14 protein-coding genes and 1 tRNA gene are annotated in these 16,498 nt (G+C 71.1%); 8 read left to right on the plus strand and 7 right to left on the minus strand.

All coding sequences use genetic code 11. The features are described 5' to 3' along the window. Positions 1–9 precede the first annotated feature (9 nt). Positions 10–2,922 carry a UPF0182 family membrane protein gene (locus BN1187_RS06785; RefSeq protein WP_040160372.1) on the plus strand — a complete coding sequence of 971 codons (2,913 nt, stop codon included), beginning with the start codon at positions 10–12 and terminating at the stop codon, positions 2,920–2,922. 75 nt (positions 2,923–2,997) lie between these two features. Here the strand turns inward: BN1187_RS06785 and BN1187_RS06790 are convergent, their stop codons facing one another. Genes BN1187_RS06790 through BN1187_RS06800 form a run of 3 tightly spaced genes read right to left on the minus strand, consistent with a single transcriptional unit; the run spans position 2,998 to position 6,138 of the window. Beyond that, positions 2,998–4,347 (minus strand): M16 family metallopeptidase, encoded by a 1,350-nt coding sequence (locus tag BN1187_RS06790; RefSeq protein ID WP_040160376.1) that lies wholly within the window; start codon positions 4,345–4,347, stop codon positions 2,998–3,000. Continuing rightward, positions 4,344–5,648: a M16 family metallopeptidase gene (locus tag BN1187_RS06795; protein ID WP_235750626.1), complete on the minus strand. Its 1,305-nt coding sequence runs from the start codon at positions 5,646–5,648 to the stop codon at positions 4,344–4,346. The genes BN1187_RS06790 and BN1187_RS06795 overlap by 4 nt, the downstream gene beginning before the upstream one ends. Before the next feature lie 49 nt (positions 5,649–5,697). After that, entirely contained in the window at positions 5,698–6,138 is a 441-nt protein-coding gene (locus tag BN1187_RS06800) for a hypothetical protein (RefSeq protein WP_040160377.1), read from the minus strand. A gap of 13 nt (positions 6,139–6,151) precedes the next feature. Between BN1187_RS06800 and BN1187_RS14255 the strand changes: the two genes are divergently transcribed. Beyond that, a complete protein-coding gene (locus tag BN1187_RS14255) occupies positions 6,152–6,328 on the plus strand; it encodes a hypothetical protein (protein ID WP_157754754.1) in 177 nt (58 codons plus the stop codon). 542 nt (positions 6,329–6,870) lie between these two features. Here BN1187_RS14255 and BN1187_RS06805 read toward each other — a convergent pair. Continuing rightward, positions 6,871–6,944: transfer RNA gene (locus BN1187_RS06805), tRNA-Met, on the minus strand. 155 nt (positions 6,945–7,099) lie between these two features. On the opposite strand from BN1187_RS06805, the gene BN1187_RS06810 reads away from it, so the two are divergent. The 6 genes from BN1187_RS06810 to serA all read left to right on the plus strand — a co-directional run bounded on the left by BN1187_RS06810 (position 7,100) and on the right by serA (position 13,356). Next, a complete protein-coding gene (locus BN1187_RS06810; protein WP_052462452.1) occupies positions 7,100–8,650 on the plus strand; it encodes an ABC transporter substrate-binding protein in 1,551 nt (516 codons plus the stop codon). A 12-nt stretch (positions 8,651–8,662) separates the two neighbouring features. Further along, positions 8,663–9,613 carry an ABC transporter permease gene (locus BN1187_RS06815; RefSeq protein WP_040160381.1) on the plus strand — a complete coding sequence of 317 codons (951 nt, stop codon included), beginning with the start codon at positions 8,663–8,665 and terminating at the stop codon, positions 9,611–9,613. Continuing rightward, positions 9,610–10,422: an ABC transporter permease gene (locus BN1187_RS06820; RefSeq protein ID WP_040160384.1), complete on the plus strand. Its 813-nt coding sequence runs from the start codon at positions 9,610–9,612 to the stop codon at positions 10,420–10,422. The genes BN1187_RS06815 and BN1187_RS06820 overlap by 4 nt, the downstream gene beginning before the upstream one ends. Further along, on the plus strand, positions 10,419–11,249 hold the full coding sequence (locus BN1187_RS06825) for an ABC transporter ATP-binding protein (protein WP_040160386.1): 831 nt from the start codon (positions 10,419–10,421) through the stop codon (positions 11,247–11,249). Before BN1187_RS06820 ends, BN1187_RS06825 begins: the two co-directional genes overlap by 4 nt. After that, positions 11,246–12,052 carry an ABC transporter ATP-binding protein gene (locus BN1187_RS06830; protein WP_052462453.1) on the plus strand — a complete coding sequence of 269 codons (807 nt, stop codon included), beginning with the start codon at positions 11,246–11,248 and terminating at the stop codon, positions 12,050–12,052. The genes BN1187_RS06825 and BN1187_RS06830 overlap by 4 nt, the downstream gene beginning before the upstream one ends. Positions 12,053–12,165: 113 nt before the next feature. Beyond that, the gene (gene serA / locus BN1187_RS06835) at positions 12,166–13,356 is read left to right on the plus strand and encodes a phosphoglycerate dehydrogenase (RefSeq protein WP_040160389.1); all 1,191 of its coding nucleotides are present in this window, start codon (positions 12,166–12,168) and stop codon (positions 13,354–13,356) included. A 43-nt stretch (positions 13,357–13,399) separates the two neighbouring features. Here the strand turns inward: serA and BN1187_RS06840 are convergent, their stop codons facing one another. Genes BN1187_RS06840 through aroA form a run of 3 tightly spaced genes read right to left on the minus strand, consistent with a single transcriptional unit; the run spans position 13,400 to position 16,483 of the window. Next, positions 13,400–14,215: an inositol monophosphatase family protein gene (locus BN1187_RS06840; RefSeq protein ID WP_040160392.1), complete on the minus strand. Its 816-nt coding sequence runs from the start codon at positions 14,213–14,215 to the stop codon at positions 13,400–13,402. Between the two features lie 10 nt (positions 14,216–14,225). After that, the gene (gene rsgA / locus BN1187_RS06845) at positions 14,226–15,233 is read right to left on the minus strand and encodes a ribosome small subunit-dependent GTPase A (RefSeq protein ID WP_040160394.1); all 1,008 of its coding nucleotides are present in this window, start codon (positions 15,231–15,233) and stop codon (positions 14,226–14,228) included. After that, the gene (gene aroA / locus BN1187_RS06850) at positions 15,230–16,483 is read right to left on the minus strand and encodes a 3-phosphoshikimate 1-carboxyvinyltransferase (protein ID WP_040160397.1); all 1,254 of its coding nucleotides are present in this window, start codon (positions 16,481–16,483) and stop codon (positions 15,230–15,232) included. The genes rsgA and aroA overlap by 4 nt, the downstream gene beginning before the upstream one ends. Positions 16,484–16,498: the final 15 nt, after the last annotated feature.

A 16,498-nucleotide genomic window follows, 5' to 3' on the forward strand; every position in this document is an offset into this window, starting at 1 on the left:
GAGACCCACGTGCCCGGTGCCCGACAGGCAGCGCCACCGACCCGCCGTAGCCCGCTGGGGGTGACCCTGGGCATCCTCGTCGCGGCCGGCGTCGTGCTGGCCATCTTCGCGAACCTGTGGACCGAGAAGCTCTGGTTCGACGCCATCCGCTTCCCGGGCGTGTTCAGCACCCAGCTGATCACCCAGGTGCTGCTGTTCTTGCTGGGCGTGCTGCTCGTGGGCGGCTCGGTCGCGCTCAACATGCTCATCGCGTTCCGCATGCGCGGCTCGCAGCGCCGCCGCGGCGCCAGCGCGATCCTCGACCGCTACCGCGAGATGCTCGAGGGCAACTTCCGGGGGGTCGCGCTGCTCGCGTCGCTGGTGCTCGGCGTGATGGCCGGGCTGTCCACCAGCACGCAGGTCATGCCGGTGCTGGCGTGGCTCAACCGGACGCCCTCGGGCGTCACCGACACCTACTTCGGCCTGGACACCTCGTTCTTCATGTTCGAGTACCCGGTGTGGCGCCTCGCCCTGTCGCTGCTGATGAGCGCGATCATCTTCGGCCTGATCGCTGCGGCCGTCCTCCACTTCGCGGTGGGCAACCTGGTCACCGGACGTCCCCACATCCGCAGCGCGACGCCGGCGCCGGTGATGCGGCACCTGTCCATCCTCGCCGGCCTTTTCATGGTCGTCTACGGCCTGCAGACGCTGCTCGACCGCTACGGCCTGATGCTCGACAGCGGCCCGCTGTTCGACGGCCTGCAGTACACCGACGACCACGCCGCGATGACCGCGAAGATCGTGATGGCCGTGATCGCGTTCCTGGTCGCGGCGCTGTTCTTCGCCAACGCGTTCATCAACAACCTGCTGCTGCCCGTCGTCGGGGTCGTGTTGATGCTCGTCTCGGGCCTGATCCTGTCGCTGATCTACCCGGCGATGATCCAGACCTTCACGGTGCGCCCGAACGAGCCGGACCGGGAGCGTCCCTACATCACGAACCACATCCGGGCCACCCGCGCGGCCTACGACGTCGACGACGTCGAGATCCAGGACTACTCGGCGCGCACGACGGCCAGCGCCGGCCAGTTGCGCGCGGACGCGGAGGCGCTGCCCGCGATCCGCCTGATGGACCCGGACGTGATCGGCCCGACGTTCGAGCAACTGCAGCAGGTGCGCGGCTATTACTCGTTCCCAGATTCCCTCGACATCGATCGCTACACCCTCGACGGGACCGAGACCGACCTCGTCGTCGCGGCGCGCGAGCTCAACCTGGCCGGCATCCCCGACCGCAACTGGAACAACATCCACACCGTGTACACGCACGGCCACGGCTTCGTCTCCGCCTACGGCAACCGCCGCCAGCAGAACGGCGAGCCGGTGTGGGTGACCCGCGACATCCCGCCGGTCGGCAAGATCGAGGAGAAGCAGTCGCGCATCTACTACGGCGAGCAGTCCAACTCGTTCGCGATCGTCGGACGCCAGGAGGGCCAGCCGCCCATCGAGCTCGACAGCCCCGGCGGCGGCCAGGGCGGCGGCGAGCAGTACAACGTCTACGACGGGGCGGGCGGCGTCGACATCGGCAACGTGTTCCTGCGGGTGCTCTACGCCATCAAGTTCTCCGACGTGAACGTCCTGCTGTCCGACCGCGTCAACAGCGCGTCGCGCATCCTCTACGACCGGACGCCGGACGAGCGCGTGAACAAGGTCGCGCCGTGGCTGACGACCGATCAGAACGCCTACCCGGCTGTCGTCGACGGCCGCTTGGTGTGGATCATCGACGCCTACACGACGTCCAACAACTACCCGAACAGCCAGAAGGTGTCGCTGGCCGACTCCACCTCCGACACCCAGACCCGGGTGATGGGGGCTCAGGCCGACGAGGAGATCAACTACATCCGCAACTCGGTCAAGGCCGTGGTGGACGCCTACGACGGCACCGTCAGCCTCTACGCCTGGGATGAGAGCGACCCGCTGCTGCAGACGTACGCCAAGGCGTTCCCGGGGACGGTGAAGCCCAAGTCGGACATCTCGCCCGACCTGCTGGCGCATCTGCGCTACCCGGAGGACCTGTTCAAGGTGCAGCGCCAGATCCTGGGCCGCTACCACATGACGAACAGCGACGCCTGGTACCAGCAGTCGGACCTGTGGGAGGTGCCGGTCGACCCGCGCAACAACCAGGACAAAGAGCCGCCGTACTACCTGTCGATCAAGTGGCCGGGCACGGACGCGCCGCGCTTCAGCCAGACGAGCGTGTTCGTCCCGCGCGGCCGGCAGAACCTGGCGTCCTACTTCGCCGTGAACGCCGAAGCGGCCAGCCCCGACTACGGCAAGCTGCAGGTGTTGCGCATGTCGGACACCCACCAGATCGACGGCCCGGGGCAGACGTTCAACGCGATGACGACCGACCCCAAGGTCGCCAACCTGCTGCGTGACTACACCAACCAGGGCGCGGCGGACGTCCGCTACGGCAACCTGCTGACGCTGCCGGTGGGCGGCGGCCTGCTCTACGTCCAGCCGTTGTACACGGTGCGGACGGGTAGCGCGGGCTCCTATCCGGCGCTGACGTTCGTGGTCGTCCGGTTCGGTCAGAGCGTCGGCATCGGCGCCACACTGCAGGCGGCGCTCGACCAGGTGTTCCAGGGCGACGCCGGCGCGGACACGGGGGAGAACCCGAACGGGTCGGCCCCGGCGCCCGGCACCGGCGCCACGCCGGCGCCCGGAGCGGCCCCGTCACCGGCCCCGTCACCGGGCGCGACCCCGTCGCCGTCCCCGGGATCCGGTCAGGTCGACCAGGCGGCCGTCAACCGTCAGCTCGACCGTGCGCGGACGGCGTTCGCCGACGCCGACAAGGCGCTGAAGGCCGGTGACCTGGCCACGTACCAGACGAAGACGAACGAGGCCCGTCAGGCCGTCCAGGCGGCCATCAACGCGATGGGTCGCTGACCGAACCGAGAACGGCGCCGGGCGGGGACCCCTGGGGGTTTCCGCCCGGCGCCGTCGTCTCCGTCCGGTGCGGGCTCAGATCCACTCGCCCTGCGACAGGACGCGCACCGGCCAGCCGGCCGCGCGCAGCGGCTCCGCGATGGACGCCGCGTCGCCGACGACGACCAGGGACAGGTCATCGGGCGGCAGCAGGGTGGCGACGACCTCGGTGGCCGACTCCGGCGTGACGTGCAGGTAGCCGGTGCGCAGCGCGTCGATGTAGTCGGACGTCAGCCCCGCCGAGAGCAGGCTCATCACCTGGTTGCAGACACCGCTGGCCGTCGCGTACTGCAGCGGCTGGACGCCTGTCAGGTAGTCGCGGGAGCGGTCGATCTCCTCGGCGCTGAACGGCTTCGCGGTGACGTCGAGCAGCGAGGGAAGCATGCCTACGGCCTCGGCGACCACCTCGGTGCGGAACGAGCCCTGCACGTACGAGTAGCCGCCGTCGCGCATCGGCGCGTTGACGAGGTGGACGCCGTAGGTGAGCCCGCGCTCCTCGCGCAGCTCACGGTTCAGCCGGCTCAGGAACGCGCCGCCGAGGGCGTGGGCGCCGATCTGCAGGTTGGGCCATGCCGGGTCGGCGCGATCGACGGTGAACCGGCCGAGCCGGACGTCGGCCTGGACGGACCCGGGCCGGTCGATGAGGTAGAGGTGCCGGTGGCGGGGCTGCGGGATCTCCTGGTCGACGAACCTCTGGTGAGGGTTGGTCCAGCCCGAGAAGGCGTCCTCCACGACGCCGGTGATCCCGGCATCCAGATCGCCGGCGACCACCAGCGTGCTGCCGATCGGGCCGTAGAAGTCCCGGTGGAAGCTGCGGACGTGCTCCCCCCGCACCCGAGCGAGCGTGTCCGGCTCGCCGCTCTTCATCCGGGCCGCCCGGTAGCGCCGCTGCAGGATCGTGCGGCGGAACGCGTGCCCCGCCCGCTCGGACGAGTGCGCGAGCTGCTGTTCGATCTGCGCGAGGCGCAGCATGCGCTCGCGGTCGACGTCCGCGTCGTCGAGCTGAGGCTCGGCCACGGCCTCGGCCATCAACGCCAGGGCGTCGGCGATCCGGGGCGCGGGCACGTCGGTGTACAGGTGGGTGTTCGAGTGGCCGATGGCGCCTTCGAGAACGGCCCCGCAGCTCTCGACCGCGTCCGCGAACGCGGTGTCGGGATGGCTGGCGGTGCCCGAATCCAGGGCGCGGACGGTCAGTGCCGCGACTCCCTCGAGGTTCGCCGGCTCCGCGGTGAGCGGCAGGTCGAGCGCCAGACCCGCGGACAGCACGTGTTGCCCGGGCCGATCGTAGAGCAGCACGCGCAGCCCGTTGGGCAGCGTGAACTCCTCGGGGCGCGGGAAGCGCCACGGACGCGGACGATGCACCTTGGGGCGCTTGCGGAGGTTCACTCGTCTTCCTTCCCGCCGAACGGCCCGCGCCGGTAGCGTAGGACGGCCCTGTTGTCGGGGCTGAGCCAGGTCCGCGCCGCGTCTCGGATCTCCTCGCCGGTGACCGACGACATGGCGGCGATGCGGCCGTTGACCAACTCGGGGTCGCCATGGAGCATCGCGTACTGGCTGAAGAGGTCGGCCCGCCGGTCGACCCGCGCCAGCTCCTCGAGCCAGTAGCGCTGGAACTGGACGCGGCCGCGCGCGACCTCGGCATCCGTGGGGCCCTCGTCGGCGAGCCGCTCGATCTCCGTGATCATGCCGTCGGTCAATTGGTCGAGCCCGGTGCCCTCCAGCGCGCGGGCGAAGGTGAACCCCATCGACGTGCCGTGCACGAGCCCGAGGGCAGCGGCGCCTGCGCTCTCGGCCACGACCTGATGGTGGACGAGCTGGCGATGGAGCCGGGACGTCTGGCTGCCGCCCAACAGGTCGAGCGCCATCTCGCAGGCATCGAACTCGCGCGTCCCGGTCGGGGGAAGGCGCCAGCTGAAGTACAGGGCGTCCGCGGGCACGGGCGCGACGGCCGCGGCCTGCGGGACTCCGTCGAGCGGGGGCAGCGGCGGCACGGAGAGCGCCTCGGGGGAGGGACCGGCCGGGATGCCGCCGAAGAAGTGCTTGATGTGGCTCAGGCCCTCGCGAACGTCGATGTCGCCGGCCAGCGTGAGCACGCAGTTGTTGGGGGCGTAGTAGGTACGGAAGAAGTCGATCGCCGTCTGGGTACTGACCTGGTCGAGGTCGTCCATCGAGCCGATGGTCGAATGCGCGTAGGGGTGGCCCGCCGGGAAGGTGAGCCTCAGCAGCCGGTCGATAACGTCGCCGTAGGGGACGTTGTCGTAGCGCTGGCGCTTCTCCTCCTTGACCACGTCACGCTGGGTGTCGAGGTTCTCCTGGGTCAGCGCGTCGGGCAGTGTGGCGAGCCGATCGGCCTCGAGCCACAGCGCCAGATCGAGGACGCCCGTGGGCACGGCCTCGAAGTAGTTGGTGCGGTCGAACCAGGTCGTCGCGTTGGCGCTGCCACCGTGCGCCTGCAGGATCGCGAGGTGCTCGCCGCTGCCGACGTTGGCCGAGCCCTGGAACATCAGATGCTCGAACAGGTGCGCGAGACCGGTTGCACCGGGCGCTTCGTTCTTCGACCCGACGCCGTACCACAGGTTCACAGCGACGACGGGGGCGCCTCGATCCGGGCTGATGATGACCCGAAGACCGTTGCCCAGTTCATAGCGATGCACCGGGTAATTCAGCGCGGCGAGGTTGACAGACACGATCTCTATCGAACCACACGCCCTCGCCACGGCGAAAACGGAGCGAGGCTCAGAACAGTCGTCCGCGGCTTCCCGGCGGCAGCAGGGTCAGGATCAGCCCGGCGATGAGGGCTCCGCCACCCACCATCGGGGTGTACGGCGAGGCCGAGATCCTGGCCGGCAGCGAATCGTCGCCGGCGTCCGCGCGGTTGATCGGGTACCAGCGCGAGGTGACGTCGGGGCTCGCGCTACCGCTCTTCGGGGCGGCGGCCTGCGGGTAGCGCGTCGGCGTCTGGATGGCCGTTCCGTGGACGGGCACCACCGAGCCGGCCGGGATCTTGGTGCCGGACGGCAACGCGGTGCCTGCGGGCAGGACGGTCCCGGGCGGCAGGACGGTCTCGGCGGGCAGCGGCTGGCCGGGGACCAGACCCGAGCCGGGCGGCAGGATCGTCCCGGGCGGCAGCACCGTGCCCGGGGGCACGACGACGCCGGGCGGGAGCGTGTAGGGCACGCGCGGATCGGGTGTGGGCGGGTCGGTCGGCGTCTGCCCGGGCTGGCTGGTGCTCGGCCCGGTCGCGCTCGGCGACGTGCCCGGGCCCGGCGCCGTCGTGGGGTCGGTCGGCGCCGGCGGGACCACCACGACGGGCGGCGGGGCCGGCGGCGCAGGGGCGGCGTGGGTTCGCTGGTCGGCGTCTGGGTAGGCTGCGGCCGCGGCGTCCTCGACTTGCGGGGGCCTGGTTCCCTGCCCTTGCGGGGCCCGGGTTCCCTGCCCTTGCGGGGATCCTTGCCCTCGCCGGGCCTGGGTTCGTCGCCCTCGCGGGGCCCCGGTTCCCGGCGCTTGCCCGGCCTCCGGTCCGCGGACTTCTGGGGGGCGTCGACGGACGGCGTGCTCGATGCGGGGGCGGCGGCGGCCTGCGTGCCGACGGGCATGACGAGGGGCACGGCGAAGCCGACGCTCAGCGTGAGCGTCAGTCCCGCGGCCCCACGCGCGATGCGCGTGGCGGAATGCGAAGGCGAATGCCGATTCATTGTGGTCCCTGCTGTGCTCGTAGGGTCCCCCAACCCTGTTGTCCCGACAAGTCTAAACCTATCCCGGTGGATCTCGGCTCAGAGTCGTCGACTGAGCAGCATCTTGCCACGGGGAGGGGGCGAATTGAGTCCCGACACCAGGCCGGACTCCATGACACGCGGCGAACAAAAGAGCCATTGGCCGGGATCGAAGCCCGGCCAATGGCCTGTGTCGTAGCGGGGACAGGATTTGAACCTGTGACCTCTGGGTTATGAGCCCAGCGAGCTACCGAGCTGCTCCACCCCGCGTTGCTCTCTCTACACTAGGCCATCGATCCGAAAGTTCCAAATCGGGCTGCCGACGAGGGCTGCGGCCGCACCAGCCTGCCACCGGCTAGAATCACCGCGGCGTCCTGGACGCCTGCTTTCTGAACAGCTACCCGTCCTCTGCGAAGGAGTCTGCCATGGGCCGGTCGAAGCGCACGCGGCGGCTTCCTCTCATCGCCGCCGTCGCTGTCGTGGCGGCGATGGTCCTCTCTGCCTGCACCCCGGGCGGAGCGGGACCGACCACCTCCAGCGCGCCGGCCCGCACGCTCACGATCGGCGCGACGGCCGAGCCGCCCACGATGGACCCGATGGCGGTGCCGGCTGCGGCCGGCTCGCAGGTGATGCTCTACAACGTCTACGAGACGCTCGTGAAGACGGACGCCGAGGGCGACCTGCAGCCACTGCTGGCGCAACGTTGGGAGGTCAGCTCCGACCGGCGCACCTACACGTTCGTGCTCAACAGGGCCGCGCGGTTCGCCGACGGCACCCCGGTGACGGCCCAGGCGGTCGTCGACAACATCATGCGGATCAAGGATCCGAAGGTCGCCGCCAAGTCCGGCACCGTCGTTGCGGCGAAGTTGGTGCAGCAGATGGCGATCGTGTCGTCCGCCCAGGCTGTCGACGAGGGGACGCTCAGGGTGACCCTGTCGCGGCCGTCCAACGGGTGGCTGTACGACATGAGCTCGACGGCGGGCATGGTCGCCAACCCCGCGGGTTTCCGCGACCTCGCGTCCGCGTCCGCGGGCTCCGGCCCCTTCGCCCTCGACCGGTGGGCGCGCGGGACGTCCGTCGCCCTGAAGCGCAATCAGGCCTACTGGGGTACCCCGGCACGCTTCGACGAGGTGACGTTCCGCTACTACACCGACCCGACAGCGATGACCGCCGCGATGATGTCGGGGCAGCTCGACATCATCAGCAACCTCCAAGCGCCCGACGCCATCGGCCAGTTCGAGGATCCGGCGCGCTTCAAGGTCATCGAGGGCACCACGAACGGCGAGGTCGTCCTGGGCCTGAACAACGCGACGCCGGCGCTGAAGAACATCAAGGTGCGCCAGGCGATCGCGTCGGCCATCGACAAGAAGGCGCTTCTCGACACCGTCTGGAACGGCAAGGGGCGCGTCATCGGGTCGATGGCCGTCCCGACCGACCCCTACTTCGAAGACCTGTCCGGCGTGAACGCGTACAACCCGACGCGCGCCAAGCAGCTGCTGAAGGAGGCGGGCTACGCGGGTGGGCTCACGCTCCGCCTCAAGCCTGCGGCGCTGCCGTACGCGACCCGCGCCGCCCAGTTCGTGGCCAGCCAACTGCGCGAGGTCGGCGTCACCGTCACGATCGAGGAGCTGCAGTTCCCCAACCGGTGGTCCGACGTCGTCTACGGCAAGGCCGACTACGATATGTCGATCGTCGCGCACGTCGAGGCCCGCGATCTGGGCACCTACACCAACCCGAACTACTACTGGCGTTACAACAACGCGACGTTCACCAAGCTCTACCTCGAGGCCGACCAGGCCGCGCCCGACCAGTACGTCCCAGACATGAAGCGAGTCGCTCGCTACCTCGCCGACGACGCCGCCGGCGTGTGGCTTTTCGTGCTGCCCAACCTCGTCGTCACGAAGCCCAACATCACCGGCATCTCGCAGAACGCGCCGACGCTGAGTTTCGACGTGACGACGATCGCGGCGGGCTGACCGGCGTCCTCTATGGCTTCGTCCGTGGCCCGGCGGCTGGGCGTCTTCGTGCTGAGCCTGCTCGCCGCGTCCGTGGTGATCTTCCTCATCGCCCAAGCACTGCCGGGCGACGTGGCGCGCATCATGTTGGGCAACGAGGCGTCCCAGGCGGACGTGGACGCCCTGCGCGCCCAGCTCGGCCTCGACCGTCCGCTGCCGGTGCGGTACCTGGAATGGATGGGCGGGCTGCTGCACGGCGACGCGGGGACTTCCTACCTGTCAGGCGCGCCGGTGTCCGAACTCATCGCCCCCCGGCTGGGCGTCACCCTGTGGCTCACGGGGCTGGCGCTGGTTCTGGCCGTGCTGGTGGCCGTCCCTCTCGGCATGGTCGCCGCGCTCCACCGCCGGGACGCGGGCGGCTTCGTCGTGTCCGCGGTGGCGCAGGTCGGTATGGCGGTGCCGGCGTTCGTGGCGGGCATCGTGCTCGTCGCGGTGTTCTCGGTGCGGCTGCACCTGCTGCCCGCGACCGGCTACGTGCCGCTGCGCAGCGACCCGCTCGGCTGGGCGCGCAGCCTCGTGCTGCCCGTGGTCGCGCTGGCCGCGGTGCAGGCGTCCGTCCTGACCCGCTACGTGCGGTCGGCGTTCATCGACGTCCTCACCGAGGACTACTACCGCACCGCCCGCGCCGTCGGCTGGACGCGTGGGCTGGCGATGCTGCGTCATGGGTTGCGCAACGCGTCCCTGTCTTTGGTGACGGTGCTCGGCCTGCAGCTGGCGTCCGTGCTGGTCGGGGCGATCGTGATCGAGCAGGTCTTCGTCTTGCCGGGGCTGGGCCAGCTGCTGCTCGAGGCGGTCGCGCAGAAGGACGTCCTGGTCGTCCAGGGGATCGTGATGCTGCTCGTGGTGTTCGTGCTGCTGATCAACGCACTGGTAGAGGTGGCCGCGGTCGCCCTCGACCCGCGCGTGGGCGAGGAGGTGGCATGAAGCGCCTCGAGCTCGGGGTCGGGGTGACGCTGGTGGCGCTCGTGGCCGCTATGGCGGTCGTCTCGTTCGTCTGGACGCCGTACGACCCGATCCGTATCGTGCCGGCGGACCGGCTGCTGCGGCCCGGTCCCGCTCACCTGCTCGGCACGGACGCCTTCGGCCGCGACCTCTTCTCCCGGCTGCTCGTCGGCGCGCGAAGTTGCCTGAGCGTGGGCGTGATCTCCGTCGGCATCGCGGCGCTGATCGGTGTTCCGGTCGGGCTTTTCGTCGCGCAGGGGCCACGCTGGCTCGCCCGGGTCGTCCTGCGCGCCACGGACATCGCCCAGGCGCTGCCTGCGCTACTGCTGGCCATCCTGCTGGCGGGCGTGTTCGGCGGGTCGACGACGACCGCGATGGTGGCGATCGGCGCGGCGGCCGTCCCGCAGTTCATCCGGGTGACCCGCGCGGGCGCCCGGCAGGTGCTGTCCAGCGACTACGTGGCGGCCGCGCGATCGGCGGGCATCCCGCGGTGGCGTACCGCCTGGACGCACGTGCTGCCGAACATCGGCGCGCTCATCGGCGTCCAGGCCTCGGTGACGTTCGCCATGGCGATCCTCGCCGAGGCGGCGCTGAGCTACCTCGGGCTGGCCACCCAGCCGCCCACCCCCACGTGGGGCCGGATGCTCAAGGAGGCCCAGGACTTCCTCTACCTGCAGCCCGGCCAGGTGCTGTGGCCGGCGCTCGCGGTCGCCGGGGGCGTCCTCGGGTTCAACCTGCTGGGTGACGGACTGCGCGACCGGCTCGATCCACGACTGCGGGAGGCGGCATGAGCCTGCTCGAGGTGGACGGCCTGACGGTCGCGTTCGGACGCGGCGCGCCGGCCATCCGCGATGTCTGCCTGCGTGTCGACGCCGGGCAGCGGCTCGGCGTCATCGGCGAGTCGGGGTCGGGCAAGACCGTCACCGCCCTGGCGATCATGGGCCTGCTGGCCGAGAACGCCCGGCTCAGCGGATCGATCCGGATCGACGGCGACGAGCTCATCGGGCGTTCCGACCGCGAGCTCGCCCGTCTCCGCGGCGACAAGCTCGGCATGATCTTCCAGGAGCCCCTGTCGGCGCTCGACCCCACGATGCGGTCGGGCCGGCAGGTGGCCGAGGTGCTGCGGCTGCACGAGGGCGCCGCGGCAGGCGCCGCGCGGGAGCGGGTGCTGGCGATGCTCGCCGAGGTCGGCTTCGACGATCCAGAGCGCGTCGCCGACAGCTATCCCTTCCAGCTCTCCGGCGGGCAACGGCAGCGCGTCCTCACCGCCATGGCGCTGATCAACAGCCCCGACCTGGTCATCTGCGACGAGCCGACCACCGCGCTCGACGTGACCGTGCAGGCGACGGTGCTCGGCGTCCTCGACCGTGTGCTCAGCGACGCCGGCGCGGCCTGCCTGTTCATCAGCCACGACCTGGCCGTGGTCTCCCAGCTGTGCTCGGACATCGCCGTGATGCTGGACGGCCAGATCGTCGAACGGGGCAGCACCGCCGACATCTTCGACCAGCCGCAGCATCCCTACACCCGCGGCCTCGTCGCCACCGCCCGCCTCGACCTCGTCGCGCCCGGAGACCGGCTGCCCGTGATCGGCGACTTCTACGCGGGGGAGCGCCGATGAGCGAGGGGACCGGCGCGAGCGCGTCCGCTGCCGGGGAGGTGCTCTACGACGTCCGGGGGCTGACCCGGGTATACCGCGGCGGACGGACTCCAGTGCGGGCACTGGACGGGGTCGACCTCACCGTGCGGGCCGGGCAGCGGCTGGGCATCGTGGGGGAGTCCGGGTCGGGCAAGACGACGCTGATGAGGCTGCTGGACGCCCTCGACCAGCCGACGTCCGGGACGGTCAGCTTCGCCGGGCGGAGCTTGGCCGAGCCGGAGCGCCGACTCGGCTTCCTGCGCTCGCGCGTCCAGGTGGTGTTCCAGGACCCACGCTCGTCGCTCGACCCGCGGATGCGGGTGGGACGCATCATCAGCGAGCCGCTGCGCTCACCGCACCTGCGCGACCGCGGCATCGACCCCGACGCGCGGGTGCGCGAGTTGCTCGTGGCGGTGGGCCTCGACCCCGCCGACGCCGACCGGCACCCGCACGCCTTCTCCGGTGGCCAGCGGCAGCGCATCGCGATCGCGCGCGCCCTCGCCCCGCGTCCCGACGTCCTGATCGCCGACGAGCCGGTTTCGGCGCTGGACGTCAGCGTCCGGGCCCAGGTGCTGAACCTGCTCTCCGACCTCGTCGACTCCCTCGGGCTCACGCTCGTCTTCGTCAGCCACGATCTGCGCGTCGTGCGCCACGTCTGCGACACCGCGGTCGTCATGCAGCGGGGCCGGATCGTCGAGCAGGGCCCGGCCGAACAGATCTTCACGGACCCGCAGCAGGACTACACCCGGCAGCTGATCGCCGCGATCCCGCAGTTCCGGCGCTGAGCGGCCATCCGCGCGGTCAGGGACCCGGCCCGGGCGGACGCGACGGGAGGGCGTCCTGCTTGAGCCGTGGTCACCGGTTCGGGCGCCGCCGCGGTTCGCCTAAACTCCCGGCCGTGAAAGCGCTGCTGTTGGAGAACATCCATCCGGACGGGATCAACCTGCTCACCGACGCCGGGGTCGAGGTGGAGACCCGATCGCACGCCCTCGCCGAGGATGACCTGATCGCGGCGCTGCCCGGCTTCGACATGCTCGGCATCCGCTCCCGGACGAACGTGACGCCGCGGGTGCTGGCGTCGGCCCCCGACCTGAAGGCCGTCGGTGCGTTCTGCATCGGCACCAACCAGATCGCGCTGCCCGAGGCGACCGCGCACGGCGTCGCCGTCTTCAACGCGCCCTACAGCAACACCCGCTCGGTGGTGGAGATGGCGCTCGGCAACATCATCGCCCTGGCCCGCCACGTGACCGATCACAACGCCGCCATGCACGAGGGCCGCTGGAACAAGAGCGCCAAGGGCAGCCACGAGGTGCGCGGCCGAACCCTCGGCATCGTCGGCTACGGCAATATCGGCTCCCAGCTCTCGGTCGTCGCGGAGTCGTTCGGCATGCACGTGTACTTCTACGACGTGATCGATCGGCTGGCCCTGGGCAACGCCAAGCGTGTCTCCTCGTTGGAGGAACTGCTGGACGTCTCCGAGACGATCAGCGTCCACGTGGACGGGCGCCCCAGCAACACGGGGTTGTTCGGCGCCGCCGAGTTCGCGCGGATGCGCCCGCGCTCACTGTTCCTGAACCTGTCCCGCGGGCCCGTGGCCGACATCGACGCGCTCAAGGCCGCGCTCGATTCTGGTCACATCGCCGGCGCCGCGCTCGACGTCTACCCGACCGAGCCGAAGTCCAACGGCGACCCCTTCCTCAGCCCGCTGCGCGGCACACCGAACGTCATCCTCACCCCGCACATCGGCGGATCCACGCAAGAGGCGCAGGAGAACATCGGGCACTTCGTCGCGGACAAGCTGCTGTCGTACATGAACACCGGGGCCACGGTGCTGAGCGTGAACATGCCCCAGGTGCAGGTGGAGTCGGCCGACCGCCGCCGCATCGTGAGCATCCACCGCAACGTTCCGGGCGTCCTCGCGAAGATCAACACCCTTCTCGCCGACCTGGGCGTCAACATCGAGGGACAGACGCTCGCCACCCGCGGCGAGATCGGCTACGTCGTCCTCGACGTCGACACCGACGCGCCCGACGAGGTCATCGCGACGCTGCGCGCCATGCCCGAATCCATCCGGGTGGACGTGCACTGACCCGACGGGCGGCCGCGTCCTCCCGTCCAGGAAGGCGCGGCGCTCAGCGGAGCTCCGCGGTGTCCTCGGTCTCGACGAGGCGTCCGACGATGTCGTCGTGCAGCAGCCCGTTCGTCGCCAGCGCGCCCGGGCCGACCGGGCCCGGGGAGCCGTCCAGGTTGGTGAACCGGCCACCGGCCTCGCGGACGATCACGTCGAGAGCGGCCATGTCGTGCAGCGCCAGCTCGGGCTCGGTGGCGATGTCGACCGCGCCCTCGGCCACGAGCATGTAGCTCCAGAAGTCGCCGTAGGCCCGCGTGCGCCAGCAGTCGCGCATCAGGTCGACGAAAGCTTGGCCGCGGCCGGAGTCGACCCAGCCGCCGATCGAGCTGTACGACAGGGACGCGTCGAAGACGCGGTCGACCTTGGACACCCGGATCGGCGCTTGGCCGCTGAGCAACGACTTCCCGGCGAACGCGCCGCTGCCGCGGGAAGCCCACCAGCGCCGCTGCAGCGCCGGGGCGGACACGACACCCACGACGACCTCGTCGCCCTGCATCAGCGCGATCAGGGTCGCCCACACCGGAACCCCGCGGACGAAGTTGCGGGTCCCGTCGATCGGGTCGATGACCCAGCGCCGCGGCCCCCAGCCGGTGTCGTCGCCCTCCTCGCCGTGCACGGCGTCGCGCGGACGCGCCCGGGCGAGCGTGCGACGGACCGCCTCCTCGACGGCGACGTCCGCGTCGGTGACCTCGGTCATGTCGGGTTTGGTGGACACCCGCAGGTCGAGGGAACGGAACCTGTCCATCGAGAGGGAGTCTGCGTTGTCCGCGAGCAGATGGGCGAGGCGCAGGTCGTCGACGAGGGATTGGTCCACCATGGGCGGCAGCCTAGCGGTCGTAGCTCGGCGGCGTGGTCCACGACCTCTCCATGCGCCGGAACGATTCCAGGCGCTCGGGTGCCAGCCGCCCCGCGGCGACGGCGGCGTCCAAGGCGCAATCGGTGGCGGACGAGTCGTGCCGGCAGCCGCGAGGACAGTCCTCGACGATCTCGGCGAGGTCGGGGAACGCCGCGATGATCGAATCGGTCGTGACATGCGAGAGCCCGAACGATCGGACGCCCGGCGTGTCGATCACCCAGCCGCCCGGCTCCGGCAGCGGGAGCGCCACCGCGGACGTCGAGGTGTGCCGGCCACGCCCGGTGACCTCGTTGACGTGGCCGATCGCGCGCCCGGCGTCCGGGATGAGCGCGTTCACCAGCGTCGACTTGCCGACGCCCGAGTGCCCGACGAAGACGGTCTGCCGGTCGGCGAGCAGATCGCGCAGCTCGGTGAGGTCGGCGTCCGGCTCGGTCGCGACGACGCGCAGGTCGAGACCGCGGTAGGCCGCCATCAACTGCTGCGGCGAAGCGAGATCGGCCTTCGTGAGCACCAGGAGCGGCTCCAGACCACCGTCGTAGGCCGCCACGAGGATGCGGTCGATCATCCCGGTGCGCGGCGGGGGGTCGGCCAGCGCCGTCACGATCGCGAGCTGGTCGGCGTTCGCGACGATGGGCCGCTCGTAGGGGTCGTCGTCGTCGGCGGTGCGGCGCAGCACCGTGGCCCGCGGCAGCACCTCGACGATGCGGCCCAGGGTGCCCTCCTCGCCGGACGTGTCTCCGACGACCCGGACGCGGTCGCCCACGATGACGCCCTTGCGGCCCAGCTGCCGGGCCTTGGTCGTCAGCACCTCGCGGGACTCGTCGTCCATCAGCACGGTGTAGCGGCCGCGGTCGACCGCGATCACCCGGGCCACCTCGGCGTCCGAGAAGTCAGGGCGGTCCTTGGTGCGCGGGCGCGTGTGCCGCGGCGGACGACCGTACCCGTCCTCTTCGTCGCGCCCGTAGCCGTGCCGGCTCACCCCACCAACTCCTGCCACAGGCCGGGGAAGTCCGGCATGGTCTTGGTGGTGCAGCTCACGTCGTCGAGCTCGATGCCGGTGACGCGCAGGCCGGCCACTGCCCCCGCGTGCGCCATCCGGTGGTCGGCGTAGGTGTGGAACGTGCCCCCGTGCAGCCGGCCGGGGGTGATCACGAGGCCGTCGGACGCCTCGCGGACGTCGGCGCCGAGCGCGCTGAACTCGGCGGCCAGCGCGGCCAACCGGTCGGTCTCGTGGTGCCGGATGTGCCCGACGCCGCGCAGCCGGGACGGCCCCTCGGCCAGGCAGGCCACCGCGGTGAGCACGGGCGTGAGCTCGCTCACGTCGAACAGGTCGACGTCGGCGCCCGCCAGGTGATCGGCGCCGACCGCGATGGTTCCCTCGCCGCGTTCGACGACGGCGCCGAACGCCTCCAGCGCGGCCAGGACGGCGTCTCCGGCCTGGAGCGTGAGTTCCGGCCAGGGCATCTCGACGCGGCCGCCGGTCACCATGCCGGCGGCCAGGAACGTGGCGGCGTTGATGAGGTCGGTCTCGACGGACTCGTCCCGGGCGGCGATGGGCCCGGGCTCGACCCGCCACGTGGTCGCGTCCGGCTGCTCGATGCGGACGCCGCGGCGGCGCAGCATCTCGACGGTCATGCCGACATAAGCGGGGGAGGGCACCGTCGCGCCCGCGTGGTGCAAGGTCAGGCCGGCGTCGAAATGGGGCGCGCTCAGCAGCAGGCCGGAGATGAACTGGCTGGACGCGGACGCGTCGATCGTCGCCTCCGACCCGTGGACGCCGCCGTCGCCCCTGACGGCGAAGGGGAGCCCTTCGGGATGTTCCACCGCGACGCCGAGTTGCCCCAACCCGTCCAGGAGGGGAGCGATGGGCCGCGCCTCGGCGGCCCGATCACCGGTGAACGGAGACCGTCCGTCGGCCAGCGCGGCCATCGGCGGCAGGAACCGCATGACCGTCCCGGCGAGCCCGACCGACACGGGCGCGGCCATGAACCATCCGCGCGGCGTGACCCTGACGAGGCCGGGCGACACATCGTCGACCCCGACTCCGAGCGAGGCCAGGCCAGCGCGCATCAGCCTGGTGTCGCGCGAGTCGAGCACGCCCGACAGCTCGGACGGCGCATCGGCCAGCGCCGCAAGCACCAGAGCTCGGGCGCTGGCCGATTTGGAGCCGGGGACCACCACCCGACCGGCGACGGCGCCGGCCGGGGTTGGGCAGCGCCAGGGCCTCATCGGGGAAGCTGCGCC

Source organism: Nigerium massiliense (assembly GCF_000826085.1).
In the GTDB taxonomy this organism is placed as follows: domain Bacteria; phylum Actinomycetota; class Actinomycetes; order Propionibacteriales; family Propionibacteriaceae; genus Propioniciclava; species Propioniciclava massiliense.